The sequence below is a fragment of the Streptomyces sp. NPDC002793 genome, from assembly GCF_040295485.1.
GTDB lineage: Bacteria > Actinomycetota > Actinomycetes > Streptomycetales > Streptomycetaceae > Streptomyces.
Genome location: NZ_JBEOVL010000002.1, coordinates 209,574 through 224,262 on the forward strand (window position 1 = coordinate 209,574; position 14,689 = coordinate 224,262).

Below are 14,689 nucleotides of genomic sequence, written 5' to 3' on the forward strand. Positions count from 1 at the left end.
GCATGACATCGCTGGCCATCGACGCCGGCACCACCACGGTCAAGGTCGTCGGATACGACTCGGACGGAGCGGAACTGACGGTCAGTCACCGTCCGACGCGGGTGCTGCGGCCCCGCCCGGGCCATGCGGAACAGGACATGGACCACGTCTGGGAGGCGGTCGCCTCCGCCACGCGCGAGGTCGTGGCCGCTCTGCCCGAGCCGCCCGAACTGGTCGCCGTGACGGGGCAGGGCGACGGTGCGTGGCTCGTCGACGGCCGGGGCCGCCCGACCGGGCCGGCCGTGCTGTGGAACGACGGCCGGGCCGCCGGCCTGGTCACCGGCTGGGAGCGCGACGGCACCCTGGAGGAGGCCTTCAGGATCTGCGGTTCCCGGCTGTCCACCGGCATGCCCAACGCCGTCCTGGCCTGGATGCGGGAGCACGCCCCGGACCGGACGCGCGACGCCCGCCACCTGCTCACCTGCGGGGGCTGGCTCTTCCTGAAGCTCACCGGTGAAGCGGCCGTGGACGAGTCCGAGGCGTCGGCGCCCTTCCTGGACCTCGGCCGACGTACGTGGTCCGAGCGGCTCTTCGAGCTGTACGGAGTGGAGTGGGCGCGTGACCTGCTGCCCCCGCTCCGGGACGACGACCACCGGGTGACCGCGCTCAGCGCCACCGCCACCGCCGGGACGGGCCTGCCCGCGGGCATCCCGGTGGTGCTGGCGCCCTACGACATCTGCGCCACCGCCATCGGTTCCGGGGCGGTCAGCACCGGGCGGGCCTGCACCGTGCTCGGTACCACGCTGTCCACCGAGATCGTCACCGATTCCGCCGACTGCGTGCTCACCGACGCACCGGTGGGCATCACTGTCACCCTGGGCGTCCCCGGGCACTATCTGCGCGCCTTTCCCACCATGAGCGGCGGAGACATGCTGCACTGGGGCGCCCGGCTCCTCGGGCTGGCCTCGGCCACCGACCTGATGGCCCTGGCCGAGCGGGGCGCCGAGAACACGGCGGGAGTCCGCTTCCTGCCCTACGTCTCCTCGGCCGGGGAGCGCGCCCCGTTCTTCGATCCGGGGGCCCGCGGTTCCCTGTCCGGTCTGTCCCTGGACAGCGGCCGGGAGGACGTGGCGCGCGCGGTGGTGGAGGGTGTCACCATGGCCATCCGTGACTGCCTCGCCGCGTCCACGGCCGCCCCGGAGCTGCTGACCCTCAGCGGAGGCGGCGCCCGGAGCGCGTACTGGACACGGCTGATCGCGGATGTCGTCGGCCTGCCGGTGGCGATCCCCGCCGATACGGAGACGGGGGCCCGCGGCGCCTGGCTGACCGGCATGGTCGCGACCGGACGGGAGCCGGACTTCGCCACAGCGGCGGCGCGGCACGTGCGGATCTCCGCGACCTGCGAGCCCGACCCGGCCAAGGGCCGGGCCGTGAGCGACCGTTACGCGGAGTTCCTCCGGCTGCGGGAGCTGCACCGGCCGATCTGGGCGCTCGGCCGTGAGGGCGCCGGCCTCGTCGGCGGAGCCGACTCGTGACCGGCGACGGCCCGGACGTGTGGCTGGGCGTCGACCTGGGCACGCAGGGGGTCCGCGCGGTCGCCGTGACTTCGGACGGTCTGTTGCTGGGCTCGGGGGCGGCGCCGCTGACCAGCAACCGGAGGGGCGAACGCCACGAGCAGGACCCGGACCAATGGTGGCGTGCGGTCTGCTCGGCCGTGGGGCAGGCCTGCGCGTCGGGCGCCGATCCCCGTCGTGTCCGGGCCGTGGCCGTCGACGCGACATCGGGCACCGTCACCCTGACCGACCGGTACGGCCGGTGCGTGGCTCCTGGCCTGATGTACGACGACGGAAGGGCCGGCGTGGAGGCGGAGCAGGTCAACGCGCTCGGCGAACAGCGGTGGGCCGAGGCCGGCTACCGGCGGATGCAGCGTTCCTGGGGGCTGCCCAAGCTGCGCTGGCTGCTCGACCGGTATCCGCACGCGGTGGCGGAAGGCTGGCGCCTCGCCCACCAGAACGACGTGATCAACCGCAGGCTCGTCGGGCACGACGTACCCACCGACACCAGCAACGCCCTCAAGTCCGGGGCCGATGCCGCGACGGTCACCTGGCCCGAACAGGTCTTCGCGGCGCTGGACGTCCCCGCCTCCGTGCTGCCGGGCCTGGTGCTGCCCGGCACCGTCATCGGCGAGGTGTGTACCGGTGCTGCGGCGGAGTGCGGGCTCGTCCCGGGCATTCCCGTGGTCGCCGGGATGACCGACGGCTGTGCTGCGCAGCTGGGCTCCGGGGCGACCTCGGTCGGCAGCTGGAATTCGGCCCTGGGCACCACGCTCGTCCTGAAGGGCGTCACCGAGGACCTGCTGCACGACCCGAACGGAGTCGTCTACTCCCACCGTTCGCCGTCCGGTCACTGGCTGCCCGGCGGAGCCTCCAGCACCGGTGCGGGACTGGTGGCCCGGGAGTTCGCCGAGGCCGGCCTGGACCGGCTGACCGAGGAGGCGGCGCCCCTGCTGCCGACCGGACTGCTGCGCTACCCACTGGTCTCGTCCGGGGAGCGCTTCCCCTTCGTCGCCCCGGACGCCGTCGCGTTCCGCAGCCGGGGACCGTCGGACCGCGCCGAGGACTTCGCCGCCCTCATGCAGGGCGTCGCATACGTCGAACGCCTCTGCTTCGACTACCTAAACATGCTCGGCGCCCCCACCGACGGTGCCGTCGTCCTCACCGGCGGCGCGACCCGCAACCCGGTGTGGAACCAGTTGCGCGCCGATGTGCTGCGGCGGCCGGTTGCGCTGCCCCGGCATGCCCAGCCCGCGCTCGGTATGGCCGTACTCGCCGCCTCCTCCTGTGGGGGTCCGGGCGGTCTCGACCGTGCCGCCGCCGCGATGGTGCGGCCGGACCGGGTCCTGGAGCCACGGGCCACGCACCGATCCGCCCATGACGAGGGCTACGTCCGGCTGCTCGATCTCCTGGTCCGACGTGGCTGGCTGCCCGGGACCGTGGCGGCCCACGCACGAGAAAGGACCGCGCCTTGAGCCTCCATGTCTTCCTCGTCCGGCACGGCGAGAGCGTCTGGCACGCCGAGAACCGCTATGCCGGGGTCTCCGACATCGATCTCACCGAGCACGGCCGCGCGCAGGCCGCCCGGCTCGCCGACTGGGCGGCGGACGCGGACCTCACGGCGGTGTGGTCCTCCCCGATGAGACGCTGCCGGCAGACCGCGGAGGAGAGCGCGGCCCGCGCCGGTCTGCCGCTGCTTGTCGAACCACGGTTGCGTGAACTGGACTTCGGCATCGCCGAGGGCATGACCCGAGCCGAGATCCGGGAGCGCCTGCCCGACGCGCTCAAGGCGTTCGAGGCCGACCCGGTCGGCAGCCACTTCCCGGAGGGGGAGGACCCCGTCACAGTCGGCGAACGCTGTGCCGACTTCCTCGCCGGCCTGCGGTCCGGTCACCGGGAGGGGCGCTTTCTCGTCGTGGCCCACTCCACCGCGATCCGGCTCACCCTCTGCCGGCTGCTCGGGGTGCCGCTGCGGGACTACCGCCGGGTCTTTCCCTATCTGGCCAACTGCGCGTTGAACGAGATCGTCCTCCGTGACGGCACGCCCTCGCTGCTGTCACTGAACCAGTACGCGACCCCAGGAGTTCCTGAGTGACCACCATCCTCGCGGCCGGCGACCACTTCGTCCGCAACTCCCTGTTCACCGAACTCCTCCGGCCGATCGCGCCCGAAGCCACGTTCCGGGAACTCACCCTGCCCTGGCCCGTCGAGCCCTTCGGCGCGGTGGCGGAGGTGAAAGAGGCCTCCGGTACCGAGGAGCAGCTCATCGAGGCCCTCGACGGCGCGGACATCTGCGTCACCCAGATGGCACCGCTGACGGAACGGATCCTCGACGCCAGCCCCGGGCTCCGCCTCTTCTGCGTCGGCCGGGGCGGCCCGGTCAACGCCAATCTCGCGGCGGCCACCCGGCACGGTGTCGCGGTCACCTTCGCACCCGGCCGTAACGCCACCGCCACCGCCGAGCACACGGTCGCCCTGTTGCTGGCGGCCACCCGCCGCGTCCCCGCCACCCACCAGGACCTCGCCGCGGGCATCTGGCGGGGCGACTACTACCGCTACGACAGCGTGGGCCCCGAACTGGAGGGCAGCACGGTCGGCATCGTGGGATACGGCGCCATCGGCTCCAGGGTGGCCCGCATCGTCCGCGGATTCGGCGCCCACGTCCTGGTCGCCGACCCCTACGTCGACGAGTCGGGCCCGGCCCCGGTGGAACGGGTCGAGCTACCCGAACTGATGCGCCGTTCCTCGTTCGTCACCGTGCACGCCCGAGCCACTGCGCAGACCGAGGGGCTGCTCTCCCGCGAGCTGATCGGGCTCATGCCTCCCGGCGGAGTACTGGTCAACTGCGCGCGGGGTTCACTGCTCGACTACGACGCCGTCTGCGACGCCCTGGACGAGGGCCGGCTCTTCGGTGCCGCCTTCGACGTCTTCCCCGAGGAACCGCTCCCGGACGCCTCCCGGTTGCGGCGTACCCCCGGCATCGTCATGACCCCACATCTGGCGGGGGCCGGTAGGAGGACCGCACACAACGCGGCCGGTCTCGTGGCCGACGAGGTCGCCCGGTTCCTGGCCGGCCGCGACCCGGCCCACTGCGCGAACCCGGAGGTGCTGCGGTCCCGGCCCTGAACCGACACCCGATCTCATGGAAGGAAATCCGCGTGCGCGGCAAGCTCCGGACGTTGCGAACCGTTCTCGTCGCCGGGCTCAGCGCCCCGGCCCTCCTCCTCGCCGCCCCTCCTCCCGGCGTCGCCGCCGAGAGCGACCCCGGCGGCCGGTGGTCGGAGCCGCCCTCCTACGTCTACGGCGGCGCCTGGCCGACCAGCCATCTGCAGGGGGTGACCGTGGACCGCACACGCGGGTTCGTCTACTGGTCGTTCACCCAGAGGCTGGTCAAGACCGACCTCGGCGGCAAGGTCGTCGGGACCGTCGAGGGCCTCACCGGCCACCTCGGTGACATCGACGTCGACGAACGCGACGGCAGGGTCTACGGATCGCTCGAGTACAAGGCGGCCGCATCGTTCTACGTCGCCGTCCTCGACGGTCCCGGGATCGACCGTGCCGGGATGGACGCCGAGCGGGACGGGGTGATGACCGCGGTCCATCTCGACGAGGTCGCCGAGGACTTCACCGCGGACATGGACGGCAACGGCGTCTTCGACGGTGACACCGCGGACACCCTCGACCACCGCTACGGATGCAGCGGCATCGACGGCGTGTCGTTCGGCCCGGCGTTCGGCGAGCGGGGCGGCAAGCGGACGCTGAAGGTCGCGTACGGCATCTACTCGCACACCGGCCGGACCGACAACGACCACCAGGTGATCCTGGAGTACGACATCAGGGCCTGGGACAGGTACGCGCGACCGCTCTCCCAGGACGCCCCGCACCACAGCGGCCCCGAACACCACGACGGCAAGTTCTTCGTGCGCACCGGCAACACCACCTTCGGCGTGCAGAACCTCCAGTACGACCCGTACACCAGGAACTGGATCATGGCGGTCTACAAGGGCAGGAAGGAGGGCTTCCCCAACTACTCCTTCTTCACCGTCGACGGCTCCGCCCGCCCGGTGCGCGGGGAGATCTCGGGGCAGCCCTCGCCGGAGACCGGTGAACTCCTCAGTCTCCGCGAGGCCGGCCTGCGCGACGGGGCGACCGGCATCCGCGGCTGGGAGTTCCACGGCAGCTACGGTTTCGACGCGTTGGGCGACGGACGGTACTACGTGGCGGAGGGCCGGGCCGTGGAGAGGGACAGCGCCGTGGTGCAGGAAGGCGAGATTCGTCTGCACCGCTGGACGGGTGCGGTCCCGGGGCCTTTCGCCCCTCTCGGCTGACTTCACCGGATTCCCGGGAACCTCCACTCACCGAAAGGGCCGGACCGGACGATGCCGTGGCTGCGACCACCGTCCGGCCCGGAGCTCGGGGCGGGGCGTCAACGCCCCTGCGTGTGATCAGTTCTCGGGGTGCAGGAGGCCGCGCTCGTAGGCCTTCACCAGGCGCTGCGGCACCTGATGGACGGTGCCGTCGACCGTGACGGGTACGAGCTGGGCGGTGGTGGCCTTCCACTGGGCACGGCGGTGGCGGGTGTTGCTGCGGGACATCTTCCGCTTCGGGACTGCCATGGAGACCTCCTGGGTCGGCGTTGATGACGCACGCTATATGAAAATGATAGTCAGCATCAAATGCGGTCCGGATCCCCAGTCGGCGGTGACGCGACAGCGGGGACTCACACCCGCCGGGGCAGTTGCCAGATCTCGTCGATCGCATCGTCGGTCAGCACCTCCCGAGGATCGCCCTCCCCCCGCAGCCGCCCCTCCTGGAGCAGCAGGAGGTGCCCAGCGGCCCTGGCCACCCCGAGGTCATGAGTCGCCTGCACGACGGTCACCCCCTCCTTCGTCACCTCGGCCAGCACGTCGGCGACGATCCGCTGAGCCGTCGCGTCGAGGCCGGTGGTGGGCTCGTCGAGCACGAGCAGATCCGCCTCCTGCGCCAGCCCCTGCGCGACGAGGGCACGCTGGCGCTGGCCACCCGACAGCTCCCCCAGCTGGCGGTCGGCGAGGGAAGCGATACCGAGCCGGCTCATGCTCGCCTCCACGACGTCGCGGTCCCGCGCCGACAGACGGCGCCACAGCCCGCGATGCCCCCACCTCCCCATCGCGACGGTGTCCCGCACCGTCAGCGGCAGCACGTCGGCCGCCCTGCTGCGCTGCGTCACGAACGCCGCACGCCTGCCGGTCCGGTGCTCCACCTCCCCCGCCGTCACCCGGATCACACCGGCGATCACCCCGAGCAGCGTGGACTTGCCCGAGCCGTTCGGCCCGACCACGGCAGTGGTGGTGAACGCCGGTATCCGCAGAGTGAGTTGATTCAGAACCGCACGGTTCGCATAACCGGCCGACACGCCGTCGAGCCCTACCTGCCGCTGCATCTCCGGACCTCTTCCCGCTGTACCTCGTTGTAGTGATAATCATTTTCATTGTAGTGTCCTGCCTCATGGAATGGTTGATGGGCCCCTTCGAGGTGACCTTTGTCCAACGGGCCCTGTGGGGCGGAGTGCTCGTGTCGCTGATCTGCGCCCTGGCCGGCACCTGGGTCGTTCTGCGCGGCATGGCGTTCTTCGGGGACGCGATGTCGCACGGCATGCTCCCCGGGATCGCGCTCGCCTCGCTGCTGGGAGGCAATCTGCTGATCGGCGCCGCGGTGAGCGCGGCCGTCATGGCACTCGGCGTCAGCGTCGTCGGCAGGTCACCCCGGCTGTCCCAGGACACCAGCATCGGTCTGCTCTTCGTGGGGATGCTCTCGCTCGGCGTGATCATCGTTTCGCGTTCGCAGTCGTTCGCGGTCGACCTGACCGGCTTCCTCTTCGGTGATGTGCTCGCCGTGCGTTCGGCCGACCTCGCCTACCTCGGGGGCGCGCTGGTCATCGCGCTGGCGATCTCCGTACTCGGCTACCGGCCGTTCGTCGCTCTGGCCTTCGACGAGCGCAAGGCACACACCCTCGGCCTCCGGCCGCGCCTCGCACACGCGGCTCTGCTCGCCCTGCTGACCCTGGCCATCGTCGCGTCGTTCCACGTGGTGGGGACCCTGCTGGTCTTCGGCCTGCTGATCGCACCGCCCGCGGCCGTGCTGCCGTGGGCCCGGCGCATCCCCGTGATCATGATCGGCGCCGCCGGTCTGGGAGCGAGCGCGACGTTCATCGGCCTGCTGCTCTCGTGGCACCTCCACACCGCGGCCGGGGCGAGCATCGCGGCGACGGCTGTCGTCCAGTTCCTGCTCTCCACCGCCGTGTCCGGCCTCCGCAACCGATGGGCACGGGCCGTTCCCCCCACACCCACCCTCCACACTTCCGCGCCCGACAGCCCGCACATGGAATACGGACATCCGTCATGACACTCAGAAAGATCCGAACCGCCACAGGCCTCTCCTGCGCCGCCCTCGCCACCGCCGGGCTGCTCACCGGCTGCCAGAGCGGCGGCGACGCGAAGGCGCCCTCGAAGACCTCGGCCTCGGCGGCGAAACCCCACGGGTACGTCGAAGGAGCCGAGGAGGCCGCCGAGCAGCAGTCCCGGCTCGTGCTCGCCGACGCGGACACGGGGACGGTCAAGGTCCTCGACCTGATCACCGAGGACATCACCCCCCTCAAGGCCGTCGACGGCGTACAGGACCTGAGCACCGACGGGCGGTTCGCCTACCTGAGGACCGCCGGGGGCGCGCATGTCGTCGACGCCGGCGCCTGGACGGTGGAACACGGCGACCACGTCCACTACTACCGCGCCGCCATACGCGACGTGGGGCCCCTCACGGGTACGGACGCCGCCCGCGTGCACAGCGACCAGGCCGTCACCGCCGTGTCCTCCGCGAAGGGCGGCACCCGCCTGCTCGACCGCAAGGAACTGGAGGACGGCACCGTCCCCCGGGGCAGCGCGCTGACCGGCGCCGGAAGCGGGCCCGTCGTCCCCTACGCGGAACATCTGCTGGCCCCGGGGACGGGAGACGGGAAGGACACCGTCGAGGTCCGGGACCGCGAGGGTGAGCTGGTCAGTACGCTGGCGGAGCCGTGCGCCCAGGTGCGCGGCGAGGCCGTCACCCGTCGTGGCGTGGTCCTCGGATGCGCCGACGGCGCGCTGCTCGTCAGCGAGGACAAGGGCACGTTCGTCGCCGAGAAGATCCCGTACGGCTCCGCGGTGAAGGCCTCGGAGCGGGCCGTCGACTTCCGCCACCGGGCGGGCAGCACGACGCTCGCGGCCAGGTCCGGCGACGACGGCGTCTGGGTCCTCGACGTCACCGAACGTGCCTGGACGCGCGTCGACACCGGCCCGGTCGTGTCCGCCAACACGGCCGGGGAGGGTTCCCCGCTGCTCGCGCTCGGCAAGGACGGTGCGCTCACCGCCTACGACATCACCACCGGGAAGAGCGTCGCCCGCAAGGAGCTCCTCACGAAGGACGCCGGGTCCGCGGCCATCGAGGTGGACACCACTCGCGCGTACGTCAACGACGCCGCGGGGCGGAAGGTCTACGAGATCGACTACAACGACCGACTCCGGCTCGCCAGGACCTTCCCGCTCGACTTCGCACCGACGCACATGGTGGAGACCGGCCGATGACCACCGTTCCCATGCCCGGCCGCAGCCGTCGGACCTCCACGCGCCTCCTCCTCGCCTCCCTCGCAGGCGTGGTGCTCCTCGGAGCGAGCGGGTGCGCGGGAAGTGATGATGAGGAGGACCGTCCCTCGGTCGTCGTCACCACCAACGTCCTCGGCGACATCACCCGCAACATCGTCGGCGACGAGGCCGAGGTGACCGTGCTGATGCAGGCCGGCGCCGACCCGCACTCCTTCGGCATCTCGGCACCGCAGGCGGCCTCCATCGAACAGGCCGATCTGGTCGTCTACAACGGCCTCGGTCTGGAGGAGAACGTCCTGCGTCATGTGGAGGCCGCCGAGGAGGCCGGGGTGTCCACCCTTGCGGTCGGGGACGCGGTCGATCCGATCACCTACACCACGGGCGATTCCGCCGACGAACCCGACCCCCACTTCTGGACCGATCCCGAGCGGGTCCGCACAGCCGTCGGGATCATCGCGGAGCAGGTCACCGAGCAGGTTCCGGACGTCGACGAGGCCGTCATCGGGAAGAACGCGTCCGCCTACGAAGCGCAGATCACCGAACTGGCCACGTGGATGCGGCAGCAGTTCGACGGCATTCCCGCCGAGCAGCGCCGGCTGGTGACCAACCATCACGTCTTCGGGTATCTCGCCCAGCGCTTCGGGTTCCGGATCGTGGGCGCCGTGATCCCGAGCGGTACCACCCTCGCCTCGCCGAGCGCCTCGGACCTCACGTCCCTGGCCTCCGCGATCGAGACGGCTGGTGTGAAGGCGATCTTCGCGGACTCCTCGCAGCCCGACCGGCTGGCCCAGGTACTGAAACGCGAGAGCGACATCGAGGTCGCCGTCGTGCCGCTGTTCTCCGAATCCCTCACCGCGAAGGGAGAGGGAGCGGCCACCTACCTGGAAATGATGCGCGCCAACACCCGGTCCATATCCACGGGGCTGGGCACCGAATGACCACGTTGTCGCCGGTCATGGGCGACAGCCTTGGAAAGGAACACACACCGCAATGAAGCATGTAGCACGTCCGAGGACCGCGGCCGCCGTCGCCGCCCTGCTCGCGGCATCCGTCGCGCTCACCGCGTGCGGGGGCGACAACGAGTCGTCCGCCGCCAAGCCGGCGGAGAAGGCGTCCGGCTCACCGGCCGCCGAGGTCGCCGACCCGATCGTCACCACCTATGACGGAGGCCTGTACGTACTGGACGGGAAGACGCTGAAGCTGGCCGAGGACATACCGCTGGCCGGGTTCAACCGGGTCAACCCCGCGGGCAGCGACCGTCATGTGATGGTCTCCACCTCGACCGGTTTCCAGGTGCTCGACGCGGCGGGGCGCGAGCTCACCGGTGTCGAGTTCGAGGGCAGCAAGCCGGGCCACGTCGTGCGTCACGCGGGGAAGACCATCCTCTTCGCCGACGGCACCGGAGTCGTCACGGTCTTCGACCCGAAGGACCTCGGTGACACCAAGCCGAAGAACGAGACGTACACCTCCGCCGCCCCGCACCACGGGGTCGCCATCCAGCTCGCCGACGGCACGCTGGTGACCACCCTCGGCACGGAGGAGGCGGGTGTCGGCATCGCCGTACTGGACAAGAACCGCAAGGAGATCACCCGCAGCGAGGAGTGCCCCGGCGTCCACGGGGAGGCGGCGGCGCAGGGTGAGGCCGTCGTCATCGGCTGCCAGGACGGCGTCCTGGTCTACAAGGACGGTGCCATCAAGAAGCTGAAGAGCCCCACGGAGTACGGCCGGATCGGAAACCAGGCCGGTTCCGAGCAGTCGCCCGTCGTGCTCGGCGACTACAAGAAGGACAAGGACGCCGAGCTGGAACGCCCGGAACAGGTCTCGCTCATCGACACGGAGAAGGGCACGATCCGGCTCGTCGACCTCGGCACGAGCTACACCTTCCGTTCGCTGGCACGCGGACCGCACGGTGAGGCACTCGTCCTCGGCACCGACGGCAGCATCCATGTCATCGATCCCGCCACGGGCAAGGTGACCAGGAAGATCTCCGCCCTCGGTTCGTGGCAAGAGCCGCTGGACTGGCAGCAGCCCCGGCCGGCACTGTTCGTCCGCGACCACACGGCCTACGTCTCCGACCCGTCGAACAAGAAGCTGCTCGCCATCGACATCGAGTCGGGCAAGCAGCTGGCCTCGACGGAGCTGCCGGAGACCCCCAACGAGCTGAGCGGTGTCGTCGGACAGCACTGACCACTCTTCCCACAGCACGAGGAGCGCGTTCCCGCCGGGCGGGAGCGCGCTCCTCGCGTTCTCCCCGGCCCACCCGCGGGGAAACGGCGACGGGTGGTGCCACGGCCCGCCGGCCGCACCACCACCCGCCATCTGCACCGTGCCGTCACGTCATGTCATGCGTCACCAGGAGGACTTGGTCACTCCGGGGAGGAAGCCGGCGTGCGCCTGTTCACGCATCCGGACCCGGGACAGCCCGAACTTCCGCAGGTGACCACGGGGACGGCCGTCCACGCTGTCCCGGTTACGCACCCGGGTCGCGCTGGCGTCGCGCGGCTGTCGGCGCAGCTCCTCGACGGCCGCGACCCGCTCGACCTCCGTGGTGCCGGGCCTGCGGATGATCTGCTTCAGCTCCGCACGCCGTGCGGCGTACCGCTCGACGGTCGCCTTGCGCTTCTCGTTCTGCGCGATCTTGCTCTGCTTGGCCATCAGACCTTCACTCCCCTCGCCCGGATGCGGGCCACCGCGGCCTCGATGCCGATGGTGTCGATCGCCTTGATCGCCCTGGCGCTCAGCACCAGGCGCACATACCGCCCCTCGCTGGGGAGCCAGTAGCGCTTGCGCTGGATGTTGGGGTCGAACCGGCGCGACGTGCGCCGGTGCGAGTGGGAGATCGTGTTGCCGAAGCCCGGCTGGGCGCCGGTCAGTTGGCAATGGGCGGACATGGAGTTACCTGCCTCTCATCGAAGTGGTCCCATATTGAAAATGGAAACCATTGCCATATAGTAGCGGCATGGCTCGCAACGAAGTACGCCCGATCATCAAGCTCCGCTCCACCGCGGGAACGGGCTACACCTACGTCACCCGCAAGAACCGACGGAACGACCCCGACCGAATGGTGCTGCGGAAGTTCGACCCGCTCGTCCGCCGCCACGTCGACTTCCGCGAAGAGCGCTGACGACCACCGCTCCCCGCCCGTCACCCACCGACACCGAGGAAACCGCCATGAAGCCCGGAATCCACCCCGCCTACCGACCCGTCGTCTTCCGTGACAAGGCAGCCGACTTCGCCTTCCTGACCCGTTCCACCCTGACCAGCGACCGGACCGTCGAATGGGAGGACGGCCACACCTACCCGGTCGTCGACGTGGAGATCTCCTCCGCGAGCCACCCCTTCTACACCGGGACCGCACGCGTCCTGGACACCGCGGGACGCGTCGAGCGCTTCGAGCGCCGCTACGGCCGCCGTGAGGACCGGTGATGGAGAACAGGCACACCCTCCCCGTCGTCATCGTCTGCGGGCTGCACTCGGACGCACGGCACGAGGCCGTGGAAGGGCTGCTGAGGGAGGTCCCCCACAGCGTCGCCCTGCACCACGACCTGGCCACGGCCGCGAAGGGCACGGTGTACCGGACCGTTCGCGACGCCTCCGGAATGCTCTCCAGCGGCGAGGCCCCCCTGGTGAACGACTGCGCCTGCTGCGCCCTGCGCGAGGACCTGATGCCGGAGCTGGAGCGCCTGGCGGCCGACGGGGTGACCAGGACCGCCGTCGTCGAACTGTGGGACTCCGTCGAGCCCAGGGCGATGGCCGAGGTCATCGCCGCGCACGGCGAAGGCCGGGTCGTGGTGACCGGCGTGATCACCGCAGTCGACCCCGCCCTCGTGCTGCCGTACCTCGCCAACGGCGACGACCTCGCCGAGGCGGGTCTGGCAGCAGCCGCCACCGATCAGCGGACCGTGGGCGACACCTGGGCCCGGCAGCTGGAGTACGCGTCGGCGATCGCCCTCGTCGACGAGGGCGGGGCGGACGAGGAGGACCGGGCCCTGATCGGCCAGTTGCACCCGACGGCCCCTCAGGGGGCGGCCGGCTCGCCGGAGCTGACGAGGCTGGCCCTCGCGGGGTTCGACGTCGAAGCGGCCGGCGCCGGTCAGCATCCGGCCTGCGCCCTGCTGCCCCAGGAGGCGGAGGAGGCCGGTGTCAGCACACTGGTGTGGCGCAAGCACCGCCCGTTCCATCCGGAGCGGCTGTATGAGGCGCTGGAGGAGCTGAGCTGCGCGGCGGCCCGCAGCCGGGGCCGGTTCTGGCTGGCCGACCGCCCGGACACCCTGCTGTCCTGGGACGCGGCGGGCGGCGCGCTCTGCGTCGAGGACAACGGCCCCTGGCTCGCGTCCCTGCCGGACGCCGCCTGGGACATGGTCCCGCCGGTCCGGCGGGCGGCCGCCGCCCTCGACTGGCACCCCGAGCACGGCGACTGCTGCCAGCACCTGGTCTTCATCTCCCCCGGCCTCGACAGGGAGGGACTGACCGCGCTCCTCGACTCCTGCCTGCTGACCGACGCCGAGTACACGGCGGGCCGTGAGGCCTGGAAGAACCTTCCGGCCGCCTTCGACGCACTCCTCGACCCGGTGCACTGACCACCACGCACACCTGCTCGCCCCAGCCCGGAAGGAAGAGACACCATGGCCCGACGCCAGGAACCCCGTAAGCCCGCCAAGGACCGCCCGAACCCGCTCGACGCGGCGAAGATCACCTTCATCGACTACAAGGACACCGACCTGCTGCGGAAGTTCATCTCCGACCGGGGCAAGATCCGCAGCCGCAGGGTCACCCGGATCAGCGCCCAGCAGCAGCGGCAGGTGGCCGCAGCGATCAAGAACGCACGCGAGATGGCGCTGCTGCCGTACACCAGCTCCAGCAGGTGATCCGCAGGACTCCGGCAAGGCCTCCGGAGGTGTCCGCGCCCGGACACGCCTACGCTGCGAGATATGCCGGACTCGTCCGCCATTCCTCTCCGGCGGACGGACCCGGCCTCCCCCGGACGGCCACCCCACGAAGGAGTCAGCGAGATGTCCACGACCACGGCGCACCACCCCCACCCCTCGCACGCGCACCAGCACGCCCCGGGGTGCGGCCACGTGGCGATCCCGCACAACGACCACATCGACTACGCGCACGACAAGCACCTGCACCGCGCCCACGAGGACCATGTGGACGAGTGCGAGAACCCGGCGCACTCGGTGCACGACGGGCACGAACACCGGCACGGACAGGACTGTGGTCATGTCGCCGTGCCGCACGACGACCATGTCGACTACGTCCATGACGGCCATCGGCACGCCTCGCACGACGGGCACTGGGACGACCACTGATCGGTCTCGGGCAGGGGACGCCCGTCCGCTGGACGGCCGGGCGACATGCGCGCATATGACAGGCGCCGGTGCGGACTCCGCACCGGCGCCTGTCGGCGTCCACGTTCACGTGTGGAGCAGGCATAGAGGCCGTCCGGCCTGGACATCATGGATACGACAATCATCCCACTGAGCTGACCCATCCTGTGGCGGCGCGCCGACCGGTGCCTACGGCAGTCGAGCTGTC

The 14,689-nt window shown here is 70.9% G+C and carries 18 protein-coding genes; 14 read left to right on the forward strand and 4 right to left on the reverse strand.

Annotated features, from left to right (window positions below):
* Positions 1 to 2: 2 nt before the first annotated feature.
* The 5 genes from ABT001_RS02720 to ABT001_RS02740 are packed head-to-tail and all read left to right on the forward strand — an operon-like array spanning position 3 to position 5,860.
* A complete protein-coding gene (locus tag ABT001_RS02720; RefSeq protein ID WP_351271246.1) occupies positions 3 to 1,514 on the forward strand; it encodes an FGGY family carbohydrate kinase in 1,512 nt (503 codons plus the stop codon).
* Positions 1,511 to 3,007: an FGGY-family carbohydrate kinase gene (locus ABT001_RS02725; protein WP_351271249.1), complete on the forward strand. Its 1,497-nt coding sequence runs from the start codon at positions 1,511 to 1,513 to the stop codon at positions 3,005 to 3,007. Before ABT001_RS02720 ends, ABT001_RS02725 begins: the two co-directional genes overlap by 4 nt.
* A complete protein-coding gene (locus tag ABT001_RS02730; RefSeq protein ID WP_351271252.1) occupies positions 3,004 to 3,627 on the forward strand; it encodes a histidine phosphatase family protein in 624 nt (207 codons plus the stop codon). Before ABT001_RS02725 ends, ABT001_RS02730 begins: the two co-directional genes overlap by 4 nt.
* The gene (locus ABT001_RS02735; RefSeq protein WP_351271255.1) at positions 3,624 to 4,658 is read left to right on the forward strand and encodes a 2-hydroxyacid dehydrogenase; all 1,035 of its coding nucleotides are present in this window, start codon (positions 3,624 to 3,626) and stop codon (positions 4,656 to 4,658) included. The genes ABT001_RS02730 and ABT001_RS02735 overlap by 4 nt, the downstream gene beginning before the upstream one ends.
* 32 nt (positions 4,659 to 4,690) lie before the next feature.
* Positions 4,691 to 5,860: a hypothetical protein gene (locus ABT001_RS02740; RefSeq protein WP_351271258.1), complete on the forward strand. Its 1,170-nt coding sequence runs from the start codon at positions 4,691 to 4,693 to the stop codon at positions 5,858 to 5,860.
* A gap of 117 nt (positions 5,861 to 5,977) precedes the next feature.
* Here ABT001_RS02740 and rpmF read toward each other — a convergent pair whose 3' ends face one another.
* Positions 5,978 to 6,148: a 50S ribosomal protein L32 gene (gene rpmF, locus ABT001_RS02745; protein ID WP_351271260.1), complete on the reverse strand. Its 171-nt coding sequence runs from the start codon at positions 6,146 to 6,148 to the stop codon at positions 5,978 to 5,980.
* Between the two features lie 104 nt (positions 6,149 to 6,252).
* Positions 6,253 to 6,954, reverse strand: a complete 702-nt coding sequence (gene aztA / locus ABT001_RS02750; protein ID WP_351271263.1) for a zinc ABC transporter ATP-binding protein AztA — start codon at positions 6,952 to 6,954, stop codon at positions 6,253 to 6,255.
* Between the two features lie 65 nt (positions 6,955 to 7,019).
* Here aztA and aztB point away from each other — a divergent pair, with 65 nt between their 5' ends.
* Genes aztB through aztD form a run of 4 tightly spaced genes read left to right on the forward strand, consistent with a single transcriptional unit; the run spans position 7,020 to position 11,335 of the window.
* Entirely contained in the window at positions 7,020 to 7,916 is an 897-nt protein-coding gene (gene aztB / locus ABT001_RS02755; RefSeq protein WP_351271266.1) for a zinc ABC transporter permease AztB, read from the forward strand.
* The gene (locus ABT001_RS02760) at positions 7,913 to 9,130 is read left to right on the forward strand and encodes a hypothetical protein (RefSeq protein WP_351271267.1); all 1,218 of its coding nucleotides are present in this window, start codon (positions 7,913 to 7,915) and stop codon (positions 9,128 to 9,130) included. The genes aztB and ABT001_RS02760 overlap by 4 nt, the downstream gene beginning before the upstream one ends.
* A complete protein-coding gene (gene aztC / locus ABT001_RS02765) occupies positions 9,127 to 10,086 on the forward strand; it encodes a zinc ABC transporter substrate-binding protein AztC (RefSeq protein ID WP_502967403.1) in 960 nt (319 codons plus the stop codon). Before ABT001_RS02760 ends, aztC begins: the two co-directional genes overlap by 4 nt.
* 52 nt (positions 10,087 to 10,138) lie before the next feature.
* Positions 10,139 to 11,335, forward strand: coding sequence for a zinc metallochaperone AztD (aztD, locus tag ABT001_RS02770; RefSeq protein WP_351271270.1), 1,197 nt, complete (start codon positions 10,139 to 10,141; stop codon positions 11,333 to 11,335).
* A gap of 162 nt (positions 11,336 to 11,497) precedes the next feature.
* Here aztD and rpsN read toward each other — a convergent pair whose 3' ends face one another.
* Both rpsN and rpmB read right to left on the reverse strand, forming a co-directional pair.
* A complete protein-coding gene (gene rpsN / locus ABT001_RS02775; protein WP_351271272.1) occupies positions 11,498 to 11,803 on the reverse strand; it encodes a 30S ribosomal protein S14 in 306 nt (101 codons plus the stop codon).
* Positions 11,803 to 12,039, reverse strand: coding sequence for a 50S ribosomal protein L28 (rpmB, locus tag ABT001_RS02780; RefSeq protein WP_351271275.1), 237 nt, complete (start codon positions 12,037 to 12,039; stop codon positions 11,803 to 11,805). The genes rpsN and rpmB overlap by 1 nt, the downstream gene beginning before the upstream one ends.
* Positions 12,040 to 12,107: 68 nt before the next feature.
* Here rpmB and rpmG point away from each other — a divergent pair, with 68 nt between their 5' ends.
* The 5 genes from rpmG (at position 12,108) to ABT001_RS02805 (ending at position 14,463) form a co-directional block, all read left to right on the forward strand.
* Positions 12,108 to 12,272, forward strand: coding sequence for a 50S ribosomal protein L33 (gene rpmG, locus ABT001_RS02785; protein WP_351271278.1), 165 nt, complete (start codon positions 12,108 to 12,110; stop codon positions 12,270 to 12,272).
* 47 nt (positions 12,273 to 12,319) lie between these two features.
* A complete protein-coding gene (locus ABT001_RS02790; RefSeq protein WP_351271281.1) occupies positions 12,320 to 12,574 on the forward strand; it encodes a type B 50S ribosomal protein L31 in 255 nt (84 codons plus the stop codon).
* Positions 12,574 to 13,728, forward strand: a complete 1,155-nt coding sequence (locus ABT001_RS02795; protein WP_351271284.1) for a CobW family GTP-binding protein — start codon at positions 12,574 to 12,576, stop codon at positions 13,726 to 13,728. Before ABT001_RS02790 ends, ABT001_RS02795 begins: the two co-directional genes overlap by 1 nt.
* A 45-nt stretch (positions 13,729 to 13,773) precedes the next feature.
* Complete coding sequence (rpsR, locus tag ABT001_RS02800; protein ID WP_351271287.1) at positions 13,774 to 14,016, forward strand: 30S ribosomal protein S18; 243 nt, start codon at positions 13,774 to 13,776, stop codon at positions 14,014 to 14,016.
* Positions 14,017 to 14,160: 144 nt separating this feature from the next.
* The gene (locus tag ABT001_RS02805) at positions 14,161 to 14,463 is read left to right on the forward strand and encodes a hypothetical protein (protein WP_351271289.1); all 303 of its coding nucleotides are present in this window, start codon (positions 14,161 to 14,163) and stop codon (positions 14,461 to 14,463) included.
* The last annotated feature ends 226 nt before the right edge of the window (positions 14,464 to 14,689 follow it).

Excerpts from the sequence above, each read along its gene's own strand:
- ABT001_RS02720 (WP_351271246.1), top strand. The coding sequence starts at position 3 with ATGACATCGCTGGCCATCGACGCCGGCACCACCACGGTCAAGGTCGTC.
- rpmF (WP_351271260.1), bottom strand. The coding sequence starts at position 6,148 with ATGGCAGTCCCGAAGCGGAAGATGTCCCGCAGCAACACCCGCCACCGC.
- aztA (WP_351271263.1), bottom strand. The coding sequence starts at position 6,954 with ATGCAGCGGCAGGTAGGGCTCGACGGCGTGTCGGCCGGTTATGCGAAC.
- aztB (WP_351271266.1), top strand. The coding sequence starts at position 7,020 with ATGGAATGGTTGATGGGCCCCTTCGAGGTGACCTTTGTCCAACGGGCC.
- ABT001_RS02760 (WP_351271267.1), top strand. The coding sequence starts at position 7,913 with ATGACACTCAGAAAGATCCGAACCGCCACAGGCCTCTCCTGCGCCGCC.
- aztC (WP_502967403.1), top strand. The coding sequence starts at position 9,127 with ATGACCACCGTTCCCATGCCCGGCCGCAGCCGTCGGACCTCCACGCGC.
- aztD (WP_351271270.1), top strand. The coding sequence starts at position 10,139 with ATGAAGCATGTAGCACGTCCGAGGACCGCGGCCGCCGTCGCCGCCCTG.
- rpsN (WP_351271272.1), bottom strand. The coding sequence starts at position 11,803 with ATGGCCAAGCAGAGCAAGATCGCGCAGAACGAGAAGCGCAAGGCGACC.
- rpmB (WP_351271275.1), bottom strand. The coding sequence starts at position 12,039 with ATGTCCGCCCATTGCCAACTGACCGGCGCCCAGCCGGGCTTCGGCAAC.
- rpmG (WP_351271278.1), top strand. The coding sequence starts at position 12,108 with ATGGCTCGCAACGAAGTACGCCCGATCATCAAGCTCCGCTCCACCGCG.
- ABT001_RS02790 (WP_351271281.1), top strand. The coding sequence starts at position 12,320 with ATGAAGCCCGGAATCCACCCCGCCTACCGACCCGTCGTCTTCCGTGAC.
- ABT001_RS02795 (WP_351271284.1), top strand. The coding sequence starts at position 12,574 with ATGGAGAACAGGCACACCCTCCCCGTCGTCATCGTCTGCGGGCTGCAC.
- rpsR (WP_351271287.1), top strand. The coding sequence starts at position 13,774 with ATGGCCCGACGCCAGGAACCCCGTAAGCCCGCCAAGGACCGCCCGAAC.
- ABT001_RS02805 (WP_351271289.1), top strand. The coding sequence starts at position 14,161 with ATGTCCACGACCACGGCGCACCACCCCCACCCCTCGCACGCGCACCAG.